This is a genomic window from Arcobacter sp. CECT 8989, from assembly GCF_004116715.1.
In the GTDB taxonomy this organism is placed as follows: domain Bacteria; phylum Campylobacterota; class Campylobacteria; order Campylobacterales; family Arcobacteraceae; genus Halarcobacter.
Genome location: NZ_PDKE01000016.1, coordinates 1 through 17,215, shown reverse-complemented (window position 1 = coordinate 17,215; position 17,215 = coordinate 1). Strand labels below are relative to the sequence as shown.

General features: G+C 26.3%; 14 protein-coding genes. 5 read left to right on the top strand and 9 right to left on the bottom strand.

Annotated elements, in window-relative coordinates; translation table 11 throughout:
* Positions 1-21: 21 nt before the first annotated feature.
* The 8 genes from CRV02_RS12995 to CRV02_RS12960 all read right to left on the bottom strand — a co-directional run bounded on the left by CRV02_RS12995 (position 22) and on the right by CRV02_RS12960 (position 9,017).
* On the bottom strand, positions 22-1,074 hold the full coding sequence (locus tag CRV02_RS12995) for a ParB N-terminal domain-containing protein (RefSeq protein ID WP_129090689.1): 1,053 nt from the start codon (positions 1,072-1,074) through the stop codon (positions 22-24).
* A gap of 14 nt (positions 1,075-1,088) precedes the next feature.
* Positions 1,089-2,315, bottom strand: coding sequence for a ParA family protein (locus CRV02_RS12990; RefSeq protein WP_129090688.1), 1,227 nt, complete (start codon positions 2,313-2,315; stop codon positions 1,089-1,091).
* Between the two features lie 997 nt (positions 2,316-3,312).
* Positions 3,313-5,046, bottom strand: a complete 1,734-nt coding sequence (locus tag CRV02_RS12985; protein WP_129090687.1) for a P-loop NTPase fold protein — start codon at positions 5,044-5,046, stop codon at positions 3,313-3,315.
* Between the two features lie 12 nt (positions 5,047-5,058).
* Positions 5,059-5,424: a DNA/RNA non-specific endonuclease gene (locus CRV02_RS12980; protein ID WP_258239310.1), complete on the bottom strand. Its 366-nt coding sequence runs from the start codon at positions 5,422-5,424 to the stop codon at positions 5,059-5,061.
* A gap of 47 nt (positions 5,425-5,471) precedes the next feature.
* Positions 5,472-5,777: a DNA/RNA non-specific endonuclease gene (locus tag CRV02_RS12975; protein ID WP_129090685.1), complete on the bottom strand. Its 306-nt coding sequence runs from the start codon at positions 5,775-5,777 to the stop codon at positions 5,472-5,474.
* A 357-nt stretch (positions 5,778-6,134) separates the two neighbouring features.
* Complete coding sequence (locus CRV02_RS12970) at positions 6,135-7,334, bottom strand: hypothetical protein (RefSeq protein WP_129090684.1); 1,200 nt, start codon at positions 7,332-7,334, stop codon at positions 6,135-6,137.
* Positions 7,335-7,588: 254 nt separating this feature from the next.
* Positions 7,589-8,245, bottom strand: a complete 657-nt coding sequence (locus CRV02_RS12965; RefSeq protein WP_129090683.1) for a hypothetical protein — start codon at positions 8,243-8,245, stop codon at positions 7,589-7,591.
* A 484-nt stretch (positions 8,246-8,729) separates the two neighbouring features.
* Positions 8,730-9,017, bottom strand: a complete 288-nt coding sequence (locus CRV02_RS12960) for a hypothetical protein (protein WP_129090682.1) — start codon at positions 9,015-9,017, stop codon at positions 8,730-8,732.
* A gap of 141 nt (positions 9,018-9,158) precedes the next feature.
* Between CRV02_RS12960 and CRV02_RS12955 the strand changes: the two genes are divergently transcribed.
* Positions 9,159-10,955 (top strand): DUF4209 domain-containing protein, encoded by a 1,797-nt coding sequence (locus CRV02_RS12955; RefSeq protein ID WP_129090681.1) that lies wholly within the window; start codon positions 9,159-9,161, stop codon positions 10,953-10,955.
* A 19-nt stretch (positions 10,956-10,974) separates the two neighbouring features.
* Positions 10,975-11,376, top strand: a complete 402-nt coding sequence (locus CRV02_RS12950) for a hypothetical protein (protein ID WP_129090680.1) — start codon at positions 10,975-10,977, stop codon at positions 11,374-11,376.
* A gap of 296 nt (positions 11,377-11,672) precedes the next feature.
* Here CRV02_RS12950 and CRV02_RS12945 read toward each other — a convergent pair whose 3' ends face one another.
* Positions 11,673-12,542: a GyrI-like domain-containing protein gene (locus tag CRV02_RS12945; protein WP_129090679.1), complete on the bottom strand. Its 870-nt coding sequence runs from the start codon at positions 12,540-12,542 to the stop codon at positions 11,673-11,675.
* 125 nt (positions 12,543-12,667) lie between these two features.
* Between CRV02_RS12945 and CRV02_RS12940 the strand changes: the two genes are divergently transcribed.
* The 3 genes from CRV02_RS12940 to CRV02_RS12930 form a co-directional block, all read left to right on the top strand.
* On the top strand, positions 12,668-13,675 hold the full coding sequence (locus tag CRV02_RS12940) for a zinc-binding alcohol dehydrogenase family protein (protein WP_129090678.1): 1,008 nt from the start codon (positions 12,668-12,670) through the stop codon (positions 13,673-13,675).
* A 100-nt stretch (positions 13,676-13,775) separates the two neighbouring features.
* Positions 13,776-16,448: a pyruvate dehydrogenase (acetyl-transferring), homodimeric type gene (gene aceE, locus CRV02_RS12935; protein ID WP_129090677.1), complete on the top strand. Its 2,673-nt coding sequence runs from the start codon at positions 13,776-13,778 to the stop codon at positions 16,446-16,448.
* Positions 16,449-16,458: 10 nt separating this feature from the next.
* On the top strand, positions 16,459-17,215 hold a 757-nt coding region (locus CRV02_RS12930), incomplete at its 3' end, for a biotin/lipoyl-containing protein (RefSeq protein ID WP_129090676.1).

Below are 17,215 nucleotides of genomic sequence, written 5' to 3'. Positions count from 1 at the left end.
TCTAATATTTTAGAATAAATTTCAGCTTTTGTCATTTTTTGCCTTTAATTCTAATTCTATTTGTTCCATAATCTTTTTTATTTCTTCTAATTTCTCATCCACAAAAGCTTTTTTCTGTTCTGGTAGTTTATTATATTTTGTATTAGTTATTACCTTTTTAAAAGAACTCACTTCATCTAAAAGAGTTAATTCTTTAACTACCTTTTGTTTTGGTTTACTCTCTTTTACATTTAATTTCTCTATATCTGTAATTTTTAGTTCACCCTTATTATACTTATTAACCAATTCTACTTTCTTGTCTACTTCAATGTTAAGTGCTGCAACTGCAAGTATTAATCTTCTACTATCTATTTCAAGCTCTAATAACCTATCAGCAAGTTCTTTTTGTTCTTCAATAATTGAAGCTATTTTGATGTAGTCATATACATAAGTTCTAGTTTTACCATACATTGATGCAAACTCATCATAAGTTAGTTTAGAATTATCTTGCTTCTCTTCTTCATAAGCTACTTTATAGTTAATTGCTAAATCAAACATATGCATTTTTGTAGATGCCTCATTTGCTGTTAATGCATCTTTTCTAAAGTCTTTTTCATTGTATTCATCTTCTTTAAGATAATCAACTTTTATCTTATTGTATTTAGCACCCTCTTCTTCTCTTAACTCTTTGAAAGCTGCTAGTCTTAATTGACCTTCAATTAAATAAACAATTCCTTCTTTATTTTTATATACAATAATTGGAGTAATTTGCTTATTTGCTTTAATACTATCTTTTTTAGCTTGAATATCTTTTTGTGAAAATATCTTTCTTACTTGTCTAGGGTTGGGTTGAATTTCATCTAATTCTAAATAGTTAGACTCTGTATTGTCTGTAGGCTCTAAACTTCTCTCAGATAATACAGATTTAGTATGTTTTTTTTGACTTAGTTTTGCAATAACATTAAGGGCTAACTTTACTTGACCTTTTCGTGTCATATAAGCTTGAAAAGATTTAATTTCTTTTTTATCTGAATTAGCTAATAACTCAATTAATTCTTCAACACTCTTTTTTTCATAATCTTTAAAATCTTTCATTACTCTACCCTACTTTAGTTTTTTAGTTCTTCAAGATACATTCTCATAACTATATCTTTTGTTAAATCAAAGAAACTTCTTGTACCTTTATCAGTAGGAGCTTCAAAAACTGCTGCACTATTTGCTGCTAACTGTGCACGATCAAAGATTTTATTCTTTGGAATAAATGTATCAAATAAAGTATAATCTTCTCCTAATAAGTCTATTAGTTTTTCATTTGAGTTCTCAGTATTAGTTAGATGCTGATTACTTCTACTTTCATACATAGAGTTTATTGCTCCTAAAACTTTATACTCTTTTCCTACTTCTTCCTTATAAATTTTTGCTTGTTTAATAACTGGTCTAATGATTGAAGGGATACCGTCTCTTGAAAAAGTTTCAGGAGTTAATGAAAACACAAAATAGTCAGATGCCATAATTGACATTCTAAGGAATAAGTTAACTGCAGGTGGTAAATCAATTAAAATATAATCATAATCATCTTTAACATGAGAAATTAATTTTTTTAATGTATTTTCCATTGTTCCTAGATTTCTACTGTATGTTGGTAAATCTTCTGCAAGTTCCATTACAACTGGTGAGTTTGGAATTAAATCAATTTTACCTCTAATTCCATTTTCAAAGTAATCTTCTGTATCAATATTTATAATTGATTGTCTTAGTACCTCTTCAATATCTGTATCATTAACTTTTGTAATTAGCTCTACTAAAGTATTCTCAAAATCTTCTCTTATATATCCAAAAGAAGTTGTGCAGTTTCCTTGCACATCATTATCTATAAGTAATACTTTTTTTCCTAAGTATGCTAAAATTCCTGCAATGTTACAAAGATTTGTAGTTTTCCCTACTCCACCCTTATAGTTACCAATACAAATAACTTTTGTTTTTCTAAGATTATCTAACTCTTTTAATATTTCTTCAATGTATGGATAAATCGCAGGTAAGTAAATGTTTCTATTGTTGTTACCATCAGTGTAGATTGTACCTGGTATTTCATTATTTAAGATTTTTTCTTCTAATTCTTTTACAACAGTTTCCAGATTCTCGTCTGGATAATGAAACTTTGCATAGTCTTCAATTAATAGAAAAGGATAATTTTCTCCTTTATATTCAAGTATTGTTGCTTCTGCTTCTTCTGGGTTAGCATTTGCAAAGGCTCTAAAAGAACTTTCATTTTTATAACCTTTGTGTTTTGCTAATTCTGCATTTGTAGGTTTTCTATTTTCAAATCTTAGATGCATTATATTTCCTTTAATTTTCTACCGTAGAAAATTTTACTTAATTTTTACGACATTATAATCGCATTTTAAATTTTTGTCAATAGTACGATACTGCAATCGTAAAATATGTTTATTTTTTTCTACGGTAGAAAAATTTATTTAAAATAATTATCACAAATAACTTAGAAAACTAATATATTACTAATCCAATGTAACAGCTTATTGTGTATCCAGAGTTTTTATGTATGCTAAATACCCTATTCTCTTTGAACTTATTCTATAAGTTTTCTTCGCCATATTTATTTACATGAAATGGTAATGTTCTTACAGCACTAGAAATTTTTTAATTTTGCTTTAAAAGTATCTTTGAGTTTGTTTGAAACTTCTTTTATTAATTCATCTTGCTATCTTCATGATTTAATCTGCATTGCAAATGAAATCAAGTCATTTCTTATATATTAGTTTTCTTGATACTAACTTTTAAACTCATATCATTTACTTTTGTATCTTTATATATTTAAGATGCTAATATCATAATATGATGATTTTTGTAAGTAAATCTTTTTTAAAAAGAGTAGAGCAGGGGTAGAGCAAACCTCATCCAAGAAAATATACAAAAGACTGGTATAGCTATTGCATATATATGAACTTGGAAATACAATATTATATTTCTATATATTACAATACTAACTCTTTTAATTCATAAATTACAATGGATATAGAAATTTCCTTAATCAACAGGCATTAGTGAAATTATCTTTAATATACATTATTTCAAATAATATTGCAGTGTACTTAAAATATTACTAAAATTAAATATAGATACTGTATATGATGTAATAGAATAAAAAGAATAGGGTACATCATGATGTATTACATAAATTTTATTCTGAGAAAACTGCTATTAGAATATTTATTACAAATTCATTTATACATCTTCTTTAAAATTTTCCACCGTAGAAAATTTTTGCTTAATCCTTCAACTAGCTATCACAATTTTTAATTTAAAATTTCTTAATTACTCTAATCTATATATATTACTATTTTTTTCATAATACTCAAAAGCACTAAAAATCTTTTCAAATTCTCTATTTATTTTCTTAGCATATTCATTATCTTCTTCTATTAATTCTTTCAATGCAATTCTTATATTTTTTGAGTAAATAAGATAATCTTCCATTCCTTCAAATCTTAACGAATCCATAAATCTAAAAATAGCCTCTAAAAAGTCTTTATCATTTTTTAAATATTCTAAATAATCATCTTTAGAAAAATTTAGTAATTTATGAAATTCTTCTCTTTTAATCCATTTTAAAATATCTTTGAGTTCTTTTTTTGATAGTGGTTTTTCTCTTATTTTTTTATTTTCAAGTAGTTCTCTATGTTTTTTTAATAATTCATTATATTCATCAATTTCTTCCAAATAGTTAACACTTGCATCACCATATACTAGATTTTCATTTTCCATAACATAGTCTTTAATTTTTAACATACCATTTTTATAAGCTTCTTCTGCTTGTTTATTAGTCTTTTTTATTTTATAAACCTCATAAACTATGTTGCAGTACATGTTGTATTTATATTTATCTAATATAGTGTCATTTGTTAATTTATATGCACAATTTACAAAGTCACTTTCTTTATAGTCCAAATTATATCTATGATTATGTATTAAGTTTTTAACTTTTTCTTTAAATTCTTTTATTTCTACTTTTAATATTTTATTATTTTTCAAATGCTCTATAGAATCTTTTTCTATTTCTATCAGCTCGTCTAATAATTTCTCAAGATTTCTTTTATCATAATCATAATTAATAAAGTAATATACAAACTCATCAAGTAAAGGATAATTAATATTTATTCTTTTCAGAACCTTGTCCTTATCATTACAAACTTTATTTTCTATTTCATCTTTATCATTTTGCATATTTTCTATAATTTCTTTAATATTTTTATCTAAAATAGTTGAAGTAATCATAGATAAATGAACTATATTTAACAGTAATTCTTTTTTTATATTTTCATATTTTTCAGTTTTATCAATTAAAAATTTAAACTCATTTAAATCTCTAATAACTATTTTCAGAACTCTTAAATTATTTATATTAATATCTTCAATTATTTCAGTAAGTATTCCATCTTTAGTATTTATATTTAATGCTGTTGATACTTTTTTAAAATTAGTAATAGCCTCTGGGCTATAATAAAAACTGTAGTCAATTATTTTTTCTTTATATTCATTAATTATTTCTTTATCATTAATTACATTTTTAAAGTTATTTAAAATCATCAAAATTTTACAACTTTTATGCTCACTTAAATAAGAAATTAATCCTAATATTTCTTTTGCTTCAATTTTATTTGATTTCCTTTCAAAATCATCAAAACATATAATTACATTTTTTTCTAAAAATTCTTTTGGAATAAATATAAATAATTCTGATAAATTAATTTTATTTTGTTTTCCAAGTATTGAAGAGTAATCTTTTTTTAGCCACTTAAAAAATCTTTTATTATTTAGATAACTAATATAAATTTGTGCAGCTATTTCTGCTTTTATTTCAGCAATAGACTCTTTACCAAAAAAAGAAATATATACAATAGTTTTTTGAGAAATAGATTCTTCTTTAATAATGCTTTTCCATAAATATGTTTTTCCAGTTCCCCAACTTCCATCTAAAGAAATTATTACTTTTTCTTCTTTTTCAAATAAATCTATAATTGTATTTTTTAGCTTATTATCATTAGTCATTTTTCTTCTTTTTTATCTATTTATTTTTATTAAATCACAATCAATTTCATGCTCTTTTAATTTATCATTTTTATAGTCAATATTTAGTTCATTTTTATACTTAAAACATTTCTCAAAATTTGCAGTATTATTGAAATAAATTCTATATAAATTTGTGGGTATTACAATTCCATTTTTTATTTGATTATTTGGTTCTAAATATTCAGCAATTGATATTGAATTTATATAACCTAATTTTTGTGCTAATGTTCTTCCATATCTCTCAACTTTAGTCCAAGTTTTTTGATTAACTTTTGCACTTTGAGGAATAATATTTGCCATTGTGTATGCTTTATTTAATGCTTTAATATTATAATCAAAATCTGCATCAGCTACAATAAAATGTCCATTAAAATAAATATTGGATATTTTACATTTTAATTAAACTAACATGTACTATTATAAAGGTGTCCTGTACCTGTGTAATCTTTATACTTAGTTCTGTACTTAAGTGGAATAGTTTTTTCATTATAAAATCTAGGTCTTTTTTTAATATCCCTAGATGTATTAACATTATTTCCATCTAATTTTACCCAACCAGAAAGTGGTCCTTTATTTTTATAACTATAACAAATTTTATATAGTTGTCTATCAATAATTTGATCACATTTATTTGTATCAATATAATCCTCAATAGAAACTGCAAAAGCTAATGCAGGAAGTAGGGTAGTAGTAACTAAGAGTTTTTTCATATATATCCTTCAATTTTACTCAAATATACCATAACAACAGGGTTTTTAATAGGGGTAATTCTACAGTTACCCCTATGTAAAGGGGAGTAATTACACAATTACCCCTGAGTAATTGTGTAGTTTTGCAGGGGTAATTCTACAGTTACCCCTCTGGTAATTATGTAATTACTAGGAGGTAACTGTGTAATTTTTTCAACTATTTAGGAGTAACTATAAATAGGGCATTTCATAATAACAAAAAACCCTACAATACAAAGTAACACTTACAGAATACAATTAAAGAGTAACATAATACAAAAGAGTTTATTTAAAAAGATTGTTGGTATATTTTTTCAAAGAATTAAAGAAGAAAGCTTTTTAGAAAGGCTTTTCTTCTTTTTTATTTTTTTTCATTAGATACATATTTATTTGGTGATATGCTTTAAATATTTTTTCTGGTACTGCAGCTCTATTTTTTATCTCTTCAATTTTACTAGTATCTTGAAGTGTTAAATAATATTCATTTATTAATAATTCATTTTCTTCATCTTCATGAAATACAAATAAATATTTTTTTGCAATATGATTTTTATTTTTAAATTCTAAAATTTTAAATAAGTCATATTCTATTTTTTTATTTAAATTAATTAATAAATTTATTCTATCTTCACTGACTTCAATTTTTTCATCAAACTTGTAATTTAAATCTACTTTTATATTTGTTATATCTATGAAATTATTTTGTAGTTCTGAAAAAAAGAATTTCATATTTAAATATAATTGCTCATCACTTGAGTTATAAATAAAAGATTTATCTTTCTCAATTAGTAATTTATTAAAAACATAAAAGAGTAATTCTTCAATTTCTTTTTTATCTAAAGAAATAATTAAATTGAAGAAGTCATATTCATTATCGAAACTTTTTTTCTTTTTCTCATCAATCTTTATATTATTTGTTTCTTTTGACTCATTTAATTTTTCTTCTTCTTTTTTATCTATTGCTTTTTCACTTTTTTGTTTTTTATTTTCACTAATTACTTTTGTTTTAATTTCTTCTATATTTAGATTAACATCAACAAGTTTATTATCGTTCTCTTCTAGTTCTGGTACAAATTCTTTTTTTACTTCTTCACTCTTATTATTTTTAATGATAAATTCATTATCATTATGTTCAATAATATTTTCTTTTTTGTCAGTTGCAGCAATCTCTTTTTTTAGAATTATTTTTCCATCTTCAGTTATAAGATTATAATGATCCCAATTTTTTAAGATTTGTGAACCAATTACAAAGTCAACTTCAACTTGACCATTTAATGTATTTGAGCTAAAGAAGTCTTGCTTTGTTTTATTCAAAAGTTTTATATGTTCTTTTATTTCATCCATTGATGCATCTTCATGAAAAAATTTCTCTTCTTTTTTTTCTAATATTTTTTCACCTTCTTCTTTCTCTTCTATTTTCTTTTTTTCCAATATATTTAATAAAAGTTTTTTATCAAAATATTTTTTATAAAGAAGAAATATTAAGGTTAAAAATAAAAGTATTATGATTATGTAAAGGAAAATTTTAAGTGGCTCCATTGCAATTCCTATGTAAATTTTGAAAATAAAGCTTTTATTCTTCAAAGTTAGCCATAGGTACTAAAAATCATTTAAAATTGATTTTAGAGTACTCTATGTGATTTTAAAAGCTATATTTAACCCTAAATCAAACTTAGTAATTCTCTTAGGGTAAAAGTTTATCTGTGTGAATATAGTATTTTATAATAAATATAATCGCACATTACTAATGTTTTCTAAACATATACTATATATACTATAATATAGAATGAAAATCACACTTCATAGTGATTTTGTTGCTCTGCTCCCCATTCATCTTTACATTTTTTGATACCAAATGCTATTTGTGTAAAAGCTTCACTTGAATAATCCAATGCTTGTTTAAAATCCTCTTCAAAGTTATTGTCTTTTATCACATCATTTATTTTTTTGATATAAAATGTAAGTGCAGCATATTGCATTAGTTCTCCAGTAGCATTAGACTTATAAATAATAGGAACTGCGTGTAAATGTTTGTAACCTGTAACACCTCTTGTAAAGTCAAAACCTACAGAAGTTGCTCTATGAAACATACCAAAAATGATACTAGAAAAGAACACACTTTGATTAGTAGGCTTTGAACTATTTGATAAAAAACTGTAATTAAATATCTTAGGAATATCTTCCCATTGAGAGAAACCTAACACATCTTTTGACCAATAAGTAAAACATTTTACAACAGTATTGTAATCCATTTCGATAACTTTTCCTTTTTCATTTAGAATAGCAACAGGAAAGAATTCATCTTCTTTTTTTTCCATTTGTTCTCTTGTTTCTTTAACAACAAACTCTGGAATATAGTTTAGAAAACTTTGTAATTTTTCTTTAGAATTTATCAATAAAAAGATATCAGTATAGTTGCTGTTTATATCAATTTCATAAGTATCTTTCATTATAATTCATCCTGATTAACTTGTGAATTTTGATTACTATTTTCTTCTTTTAAATATCTTATAATCATATTTTATCTTATCTAATAGAAAGGTGTTTGAAGTTAAAACACTATATTTTTAAAGCATTGCAAACTAAGATGTAATTGTATAAGGTTACTTAAAAACGAGCAAAAATAGAATATTCACTATATTATTGTAAAGTTTTTTATGAATAGAAAATTCATTTTTAGAGGAGCTTATTTTGTACAAATTTATATTTAGCTGCATCCTTATTGCAGTTGGAATTTACTCAGTTAACTTACCAAAATTCTTTAGTGAGTTTTTACTATAATATTTTTATAGTGAAGGCTTACAGTTTATACTTTACTACTTTATCTTCCATGTCAATCCTTGATATTATTTTATCAGATTGAGACGGAATTTTTAACACCTACAAATAAAATAAGTTTTATAAAAAAGTTATTTGAATAAGCCTAAAAAAGACTTATATTTTTGTTCCTGTAACTTGCATTATCTCATTATCTATTTCAATGTATAAATATCTTCTTTCTGAGTCTTCTCTGATTATAATATCTGAATCTTTTTTCTTATTCTTAATCTTCTTTTCTATATATTCTATACTAAATCTTGAATCACTATGTATTTTGTACTTAGTAGAAGTTCCACCACTTACATTAATTATTAAATATAAATCTTTATTTTTGACATCTATTGTTTTAATTTTTGTGTCAACACTTATAATATCAAGTGGGTTATCAATAAATTTAGCCATTATTATCCTTTATAATTTAGTTTAAATTACTATAATAATTATTAAGATAAACTTTGTAATTTAACTTGTATATAGTTATCAATTTATTTAATCTATAGATATCAACCTTTTACTAATAACTATTAAGCTCTGGAGAGATAAATGAGTATTTCATTCACACATAAAGATTTAAAAAATACTAATTACCTGGAAGTTATTAAAGATTGTAAACACTTCTGGGATATGAAAACAAAACTTTATGACCTTGCAAATAAGTATGACAAAAATAGTGATTTAAATATTGTTCTAAATTTACTTTCTGAGATTTGTGCATTTCAATTAAATGATGAAAGTTTAAATGAACCATATACTTCATTTATTAAATGGGAAGGAATCTCACAAGAATATACTCCTAAAAAGCTTGTAATTGAGAATCTTGAGCTTTTAGAGTACTTAGTTGATATATGTGATGATTATAGGTTAAAAGCATTTATAGCTGATTTCTTATGGCTTTATAGAGAAAAAAGGAATTTTACTCATTTATTAATTGCTATAGATAGTTTTATAAAGTTTCCTCTTGATGAAGAACACATATTTGATTTCAACTCAATAGGAAGTTTTAGAAGGGCAATTAAACTTAGTTTATTAACAAAACAACCAGTAGATAAAATAAAGTCAATCATTCTTGAAAATGTTTTAAGCTCTACTGTAGAACAGTATGCACACTGCTCAAATATCTTTAGATTATTATTAGACTTAAAAGAAATAGAAGAAGATGAGAAAAGTAGTGTCTACAGAAAACTAACTGAATTTGCTATACATTTTGAAAAAGAAAAAGATTATAAATTTCAACGAACATATTTATTTGATATGAAGAAGTGGTTACAAAAAACAAATGATGATGATAAAAAAAATATAATTGAAATTACTTGCAAAGTAGCTGAGTCTTTTATAAATGAAGCATTTACAAGAACAGATAATGCAATTGTAGCTGCAAAGTTATTTGAGAGTGCTATTCATGAATACAGAACCATACCTAATAAACATAGGAAAGAATTAAATATTAATGAGAGAATAGAAGAAATACATAAAGAAATGACCTCATCAAATTTAAAAGCTATAGAATCATTTACAAAAATAAATATTGGACCTGTTGATATCACAAAAGAATCTGAGTCTTCAATTGAGTTAATGAAAAACTCAAGTCTTGAAAATGCAATTGTAAAGTTAGCTTTTATTACCTATTGTCCAAATTTAAAAAATCTTGATAAAGAATCTCGTGAACATCTTTCTTCTGCTTTTAGTAGAACAGTAGGTTCTTCTATGTTACTTGAAGATGGTAGAGTAGCTGCTGAAACAAAAGGAACAGTAGAGTTATCTGGTGATGCATTTGAAGAGAAAGTAAAAGAAGAAGTTCATTCAAGATATGCAAAAGATATACAGAATTGCATAAAAGCAAATATAATTCCTGCATTTATTCAATTTATTACTGATCATACTATCACAAAAGATTTCTTAAATGATTTGTGTATTCAATCAAATATAGTTCCAAGAGATAGAGCAACAATCTGGGCTGAAGGTTTATACTTTGGATTTGAAAGAAACTTCCTAGTGTCAACACATTTATTAATTCCTCAAGTAGAGTACTTAATAAGAACCTTACTTAAACAAGCAGGAGTGAGAACTACAGTGATGGAGCAGGGTAGTGCTATTGAAGTTGAAAAAGGATTAAATACATTACTTGATACTCCTGACATTAAATCACTTCTTGACAATAATATACTTGAGGAGTTAAAACATTTGCTAACATATAAGTTTGGATATAATCTTAGAAACGATGTATCTCATGGAATATCTTCTAAAGAAAGGTTTAATTCTGAAGTTGCAGTTTATCTATGGTGGTTATTATTAAAACTAGTTATTTTTAATAGTCCATATGTGAAGTATTTATACCATTAAAAAATATTAAGGAGGAAAAATGATAAAAATTTTAACTATTCTAATCATAACAAATAGCTTTTTATTTAGTACTCAAAGTGTAAATTACAAAAATTCGTTAGATTTATATAAATCAATATCGACTCAATTAAATGCTGAATGTACTGAGCTGATCAAGGGTTCTAATAATCAGCCAATACTAATGAAAAGTATTCAAAATACATTTTGGAAAGCAAAAAGTCCAGATACAATTATTAGCCCAATAAATAATCAGTCTTTTTTGGAAACATTTCATAAACTAGATATTTTATATTGTAAAAAAGCACTTGAAAAATATAAAATTTCTAAGAACATTAACGACAATATTCTTAAAAATTTAACTACAAATGTATATTTTTTTGAAGAATATATTGAAGTATTAGAAGAGAGTGAAAATAAATAATATTTTTTCACTTTTTTTGAGAAATAAAAGATAAAATTTTAAACGATTTTATGATACAAGGAATAAATGACATAATAATTCACTAGTCCAAATGTCATCGTAGGTGTGTATATTTATTATTCTGGTAATGCAATATTCAAAATTATTTAATAATAAAACTATACTTTATAGAGTAACACATACAGTATATAAATGTGGTTAAAAGTAGAGAATGATTGGTTTAAAACTAATAAAGAATTACAAAAATATTTTAATTAGAATTAACTAAATTGAGACTGTTCAAATTATAACAAAAATTAGACAATCTGAATAGGAACATATAGATCTAATATAAAAGAATCATTTTCATCTAAATAATGATTTTGGGTATATATGACATATGCAGGTAAGGTTGTTGCCTCATATCCACTATTTGGCATCCAATATTGATAAACATATGTCATAAGTTTACAAATATCTCCATATTTTCCTTCATAATGGAAAATAGCACATAATGATTCTATTACTTCGAATTTACTAATGGAATTATTTGGTTTAAAACTTTCATCAACCTCTAGTGCTGCAATATAATTACACTCTTCATATGGAATAATAATTGTACTATCATGATAAATACCAATTTGAGTGTTATTTGATAAATTATTTTGATATGCAAAAGCTAATAATCTTTGCCATACTTTAGACAAAGCAAGACTATCATAACCTTTATGTCTTATATGTGCACATATTTTTTTAGGGATAACTTTTATTTTAGGTTTGAGTTCTTCAAAACCTTTTATAATACTCTCATCTATGTTAAGTTTATCTTTTGTAAAGTTCTTAAATTTACCTTTTCTCCACTGACTGGGGGTATATGTAAAACGTTTTTTAAATGCTTTAATAAAAGAAGTATGTGAAGAATATCCACATAAGTTTGCTATTTCAGATATTGTAGAATAATTGTTTGTAATTAAAAGATTAGCTGCTTTTTGAAGTCTGATTGAAGTTATTCTGTCAAAAAGATTTTCACCAGTCTCTTCTTTAAAAATTCTGTGAAAGTGAAATTTACTTACACTATTTAATTTTGCTAGCTCTTCCAAAGATATATCAGTGTCAATATATTGATAAATATAGTTCAATGATGTATTTACTATTTCTGCTCGTAAATGTTTTGTATCCTTCTTCATAAATAAATTCTATCACAAGATAGAAAAAATAGCAATATAAGATAACAAAAAAGAAATTTTGAATAGAGAAATAAATTTTTTATCAGTCTATAATACTCTTATAGAAATAGAATAAAGGGAAAAAAATGAAAGCAATAGGATTTAAAACATCATATGAGATTGACCATGAAGAAAGTTTAATTGAGTTTGAAACAATAAAACCAAAAGCAATAGGTTTTGATATAGTAGTAAAGGTTAATGCTGTATCAATGAACCCAGTGGATACAAAGGTGAGAGCAAATGCAGCAAAAGATACAGTGCTTGATGAACCAAAAATTCTTGGGTATGATGGAATTGGAATTGTTGTTGATATTGGAGACAAAGTAAATAGTTTTAAAATTGGAGATAGGGTTTATTATGCTGGTGATGTATCTAAAAATGGTTCTAATTCAGAATTCCAACTTATTGATTCTAGAATTGTAGCTCTTTCTCCAAAGTCATTGAACGATGAGGAGGCAACTGTTTTACCTCTTACTTCACTTACTGCTTGGGAAGCTATGTTTGATAGAATGAATATTAATCCAACTGAAAATAAAACAATTTTAATCATTGGTGGTGCAGGTGGTGTTGGTTCAATTGCTACACAGATTGCTAAATCTACAACTAATTTAACTGTTATTGCTACAGCTTCAAGGGAAGAAACAATTACTTGGTCTACAGGTATGGGAGCTAATTATGTGGTAAATCATAGAGATTTAGTAAATTCTGTTAAAGAAGTTGGGTTTGAAACAGTTGATTATATTTTCAATGTAGCAAATACGGAAATTCACTGGGATGCAATGGCAGAGCTTATTGCTCCACAAGGAAAGATTTGTTCAATTGTTGATACAAATACACCAGTTGATATAAATAAACTTAAACCTAAATCTGCATCTTTTATGTGGGAATTTATGTTTACAAGACCTATGTTAAATACAGATGATATAAAAAAGCAAGGTGAAATTCTAAGCCAAATTGCATCACTTGTGGATGAAGGTAAAATAAGAACAACATTGACTAAAACAATAAATGGTTTTTCTGTAGCTAGTATAAAAAAGGCACATAAAATTAGTGAGTCTGGTAAAGCAATTGGAAAAATTGCTATTAAATTTTAATACTACTTTTTATAAATGATATTAGACAAATTTCGTCTAGTATCTCTTACTACTAATATTTAACAATAGATATTTCTTAATAAAAGAGGAAGGGATAATAATGACAAATCCAATTTTAAATGATATAAACCAAGAAGAGACACAAGAATGGTTAGAGTCTTTAGAGGCTGTTATTGAAGAAGAAGGAAAAGAAAGAGCACATTTCTTAGTTGAAGAAATGATAGACAAGATGAGAAGAAATGGTTCTCATCTTCCTTATAAAGCAACAACGGCATATATAAATACAATTGATCCAAAAGATGAGCCAGTTATGCCTGGGAACAGGGTACTTGAGGAAAAAATTGATGCAATTGTAAGGTGGAATGCACAAGCAATGGTTGTAAGAGCATCTAAAACAAAACTTGGATTAGGAGGACATATCTCTACATATGCTTCTGCTTCAACATTATATGAAGTAGGGTTTAACCACTTTTTTAAAGCAGCAAATGAAAATGATGGTGGAGATTTAGTTTATTTTCAACCCCATAGTTCTCCAGGTATTTATGCTAGGTCATTTTTAGAAGGAAGACTAAGTCAAGAACAAATGGACAACTTTAGACAAGAAGTGGGGGGAAATGGATTATCTTCATACCCACACCCAAAACTTATGCCTACGTATTGGCAGTTTCCAACTGGTTCTATGGGACTTGGTCCAATACAAGCTATTTATCAAGCAAGATTTTTAAAGTATCTTACAAATAGAGGTATAAAAGATTGTTCAAATCAAAAAGTTTATTGTTTCTTAGGTGATGGTGAAACAGATGAACCAGAATCTTTAGGAGCGATTGGACTTGCTGGAAGGGAAGGTTTAGATAACTTAATTTTTGTTGTTAACTGTAACCTTCAAAGACTTGATGGTCCTGTTCGTGGAAATGGAAAGATTATACAAGAACTTGAAGGAAAATTTAGGGGAAGTGATTGGGAAGTAATCAAAGTTATTTGGAGTGGAACTTGGGATGCTTTAATAAATGCAGATAAATCAGGTAATTTAAAACAAATAATGGAAGATACTCTTGATGGTGAATACCAAAACTTCAAGCAAAAACCAGGTGAATATGGAAGAAAAAACTTTTTTGATAAATGTCCAGAGATAAAAGATTTAGTTAAAAATATGAGTGATGAAGAAATCCCAAAACTAAAACGTGGGGGACAAGACCCAGTAAAAGTATATGCTGCTTTTGATAAAGCAACAAAAACGAAAGGTAGACCAACTGTAATTTTAGCTAAGACGGTTAAAGGTTATGGAATGGGTGAATCAGGTGAAGGGAAAAATATTGCTCATAGTGTAAAAGATTTACAAGAAGAACAATTAAAAGAGTTTAGAGATAGATTTAACTTACCAATTTCAGATGAAGAGTTAAAAGATATTCCTTATTATATTCCCCTTAATGATTCTGATGAGATGCAGTACTTACATAAACAAAGAGAAGAACTTGGAGGATACCTTCCAAATAGAAGAACTGTGTTCTCAAATGAACTTAATATTCCAAAATTAAACTCTTTTGAAAATATTTTGAAAGGTACAGGGGATAGAGAAGTATCTACTACAATGCTTTTTATTAGAATTTTAACATCTCTTGCGAAAGATAAAAATATTGGAAAATCTATTGTTCCAATTGTTCCAGATGAAGCAAGAACTTTTGGTATGGAAGGTATGTTTAGACAAATTGGAATTTATGCCCATGAGGGACAAAAATATGAACCTCATGATAGAGACCAAGTGGCATATTATAGAGAAGAGAAAACAGGACAGATATTAGAAGAAGGGATAAGTGAAGCTGGAGCTATGTCATCTTGGATTGCAGCTGCAACTTCATATTCTGTAAATAACTGTCCAATGATTCCTTTTTATATTTATTATTCAATCTTTGGATTTCAAAGAATTGGAGATTTAGCATGGGTTGCTGGTGATATTCAAGCTAGAGGTTTTTTAATAGGTGCAACTTCTGGAAGAACAACATTAAATGGTGAAGGTTTACAGCATCAAGATGGACAGAGTCATATTCAATCAACAGTTATTCCAAACTGTTTATCCTATGATCCAACGTATGGATATGAATTAGCAGTAATTGTTCAAAATGGTATTAAAAGAATGTATGGAAAGGCACAGGAAAATATCTATTACTATATAACTGTTACAAATGAAAACTATACTCATCCTGAAATTAAAGAAGGAATTGAAGAAGGTATTATAAAAGGTATTTATCATTTTGATACAGTTGAAGCAAAGAATGATTTCAAAGTAAAACTTCTAGGAAGTGGAGCAATTTTTGAGCAAGTAAGAAAAGCTGCAAGAATTTTAACTGATGATTTTGATATTAAATCAGAACTTTATAGTGTAACTTCTTTTACAAACTTAGGAAGAGAAGCACAAGAAGTAAAAAGAGAAAATCTTTTAAATCCTAGTACTGAGCCAAAACAAGACTTTGTTCAGAAAATTTTGGGTGAGGATAAAGAGGATATCATTATTGCAACAACAGACTATATGAAGTCTTATGCTGAACAAATTAGAGGAAGTATTAAAGGTGAATATCATACTTTAGGAACAGATGGGTTTGGAAAATCTGATAGTAGAGAAAGATTAAGAGAACACTTTGAAGTAGATGCTAAATTTATTGTTTTCTCAACGTTATCTAAGTTAGCACAGTCTGGTAAAATTGAAAGTTCTATAGTGTTAGAAGCTATGAAAAAATATTCAATTTCAAGTGAAAAAATCGATGCTTTCTATGCTTAAGGAGTAAAAGATGAGTACTTTAGTAGATATTTTTATTCCTGATTTAGGAGCGGACAAAGACGTTGATTTAATTGAAATCATGGTTGAAGTTGGTGATACTGTAGAAGTTGAAGACGGTCTTATTACTTTAGAGACTGAAAAAGCTTCTATGGATGTTCCTACAACTCATGCAGGTGTTATTAAAGAAATTCTTGTAAAAGTTGGAGATAAAGTAAACTCTGGTGATTTAATAGCAAAAATTGAAGTTGAAGAAGAATCAGAACAAACTGAAACTTTAATCATTCAAGAAGAAGTTAAAAATGATGAAAAAGTATCAACTTCTAGTTCGAATATTTCATTATTAAATGAAGAAAAAAATGAATTAAATTCTATAGAAGATATTAAAGATACTTCAGTGTCAATTGAAAAGTCTGATAAAATCTATGCTTCTCCTTCAGTTAGAAAAGTTGCAAGAGAGTTTGGTGTTGATTTAGGTTTCGTAAAAGGAACTGGTAGAAAAGGAAGAATCCTTAAAGACGATATTAAAGCTTATGTAAAAGAGCAATTATCTAAACCAGCAGTAGCAGCTGCAGGAACTGGAACAGGTCTTGGATTTAACTTCCCAGAGCTTAAAGAGATTGATTTCTCTCAATTTGGTGAGATTGAAACTGTTGAGCTTAGTAGAATTCAAAAGATTTCTGGACCATCATTACATAGAAACTGGGTTTCAATGCCTCACGTTACTCAATTTGATGAATCAGATATTACTGAGATGGAAAGCTTTAGAA

Excerpts from the sequence above, each read along its gene's own strand:
- CRV02_RS12995 (WP_129090689.1), bottom strand. The coding sequence starts at position 1,074 with ATGAAAGATTTTAAAGATTATGAAAAAAAGAGTGTTGAAGAATTAATT.
- CRV02_RS12990 (WP_129090688.1), bottom strand. The coding sequence starts at position 2,315 with ATGCATCTAAGATTTGAAAATAGAAAACCTACAAATGCAGAATTAGCA.
- CRV02_RS12985 (WP_129090687.1), bottom strand. The coding sequence starts at position 5,046 with ATGACTAATGATAATAAGCTAAAAAATACAATTATAGATTTATTTGAA.
- CRV02_RS12975 (WP_129090685.1), bottom strand. The coding sequence starts at position 5,777 with ATGAAAAAACTCTTAGTTACTACTACCCTACTTCCTGCATTAGCTTTT.
- CRV02_RS12970 (WP_129090684.1), bottom strand. The coding sequence starts at position 7,334 with ATGGAGCCACTTAAAATTTTCCTTTACATAATCATAATACTTTTATTT.
- CRV02_RS12965 (WP_129090683.1), bottom strand. The coding sequence starts at position 8,245 with ATGAAAGATACTTATGAAATTGATATAAACAGCAACTATACTGATATC.
- CRV02_RS12960 (WP_129090682.1), bottom strand. The coding sequence starts at position 9,017 with ATGGCTAAATTTATTGATAACCCACTTGATATTATAAGTGTTGACACA.
- CRV02_RS12955 (WP_129090681.1), top strand. The coding sequence starts at position 9,159 with ATGAGTATTTCATTCACACATAAAGATTTAAAAAATACTAATTACCTG.
- CRV02_RS12950 (WP_129090680.1), top strand. The coding sequence starts at position 10,975 with ATGATAAAAATTTTAACTATTCTAATCATAACAAATAGCTTTTTATTT.
- CRV02_RS12945 (WP_129090679.1), bottom strand. The coding sequence starts at position 12,542 with ATGAAGAAGGATACAAAACATTTACGAGCAGAAATAGTAAATACATCA.
- CRV02_RS12940 (WP_129090678.1), top strand. The coding sequence starts at position 12,668 with ATGAAAGCAATAGGATTTAAAACATCATATGAGATTGACCATGAAGAA.
- aceE (WP_129090677.1), top strand. The coding sequence starts at position 13,776 with ATGACAAATCCAATTTTAAATGATATAAACCAAGAAGAGACACAAGAA.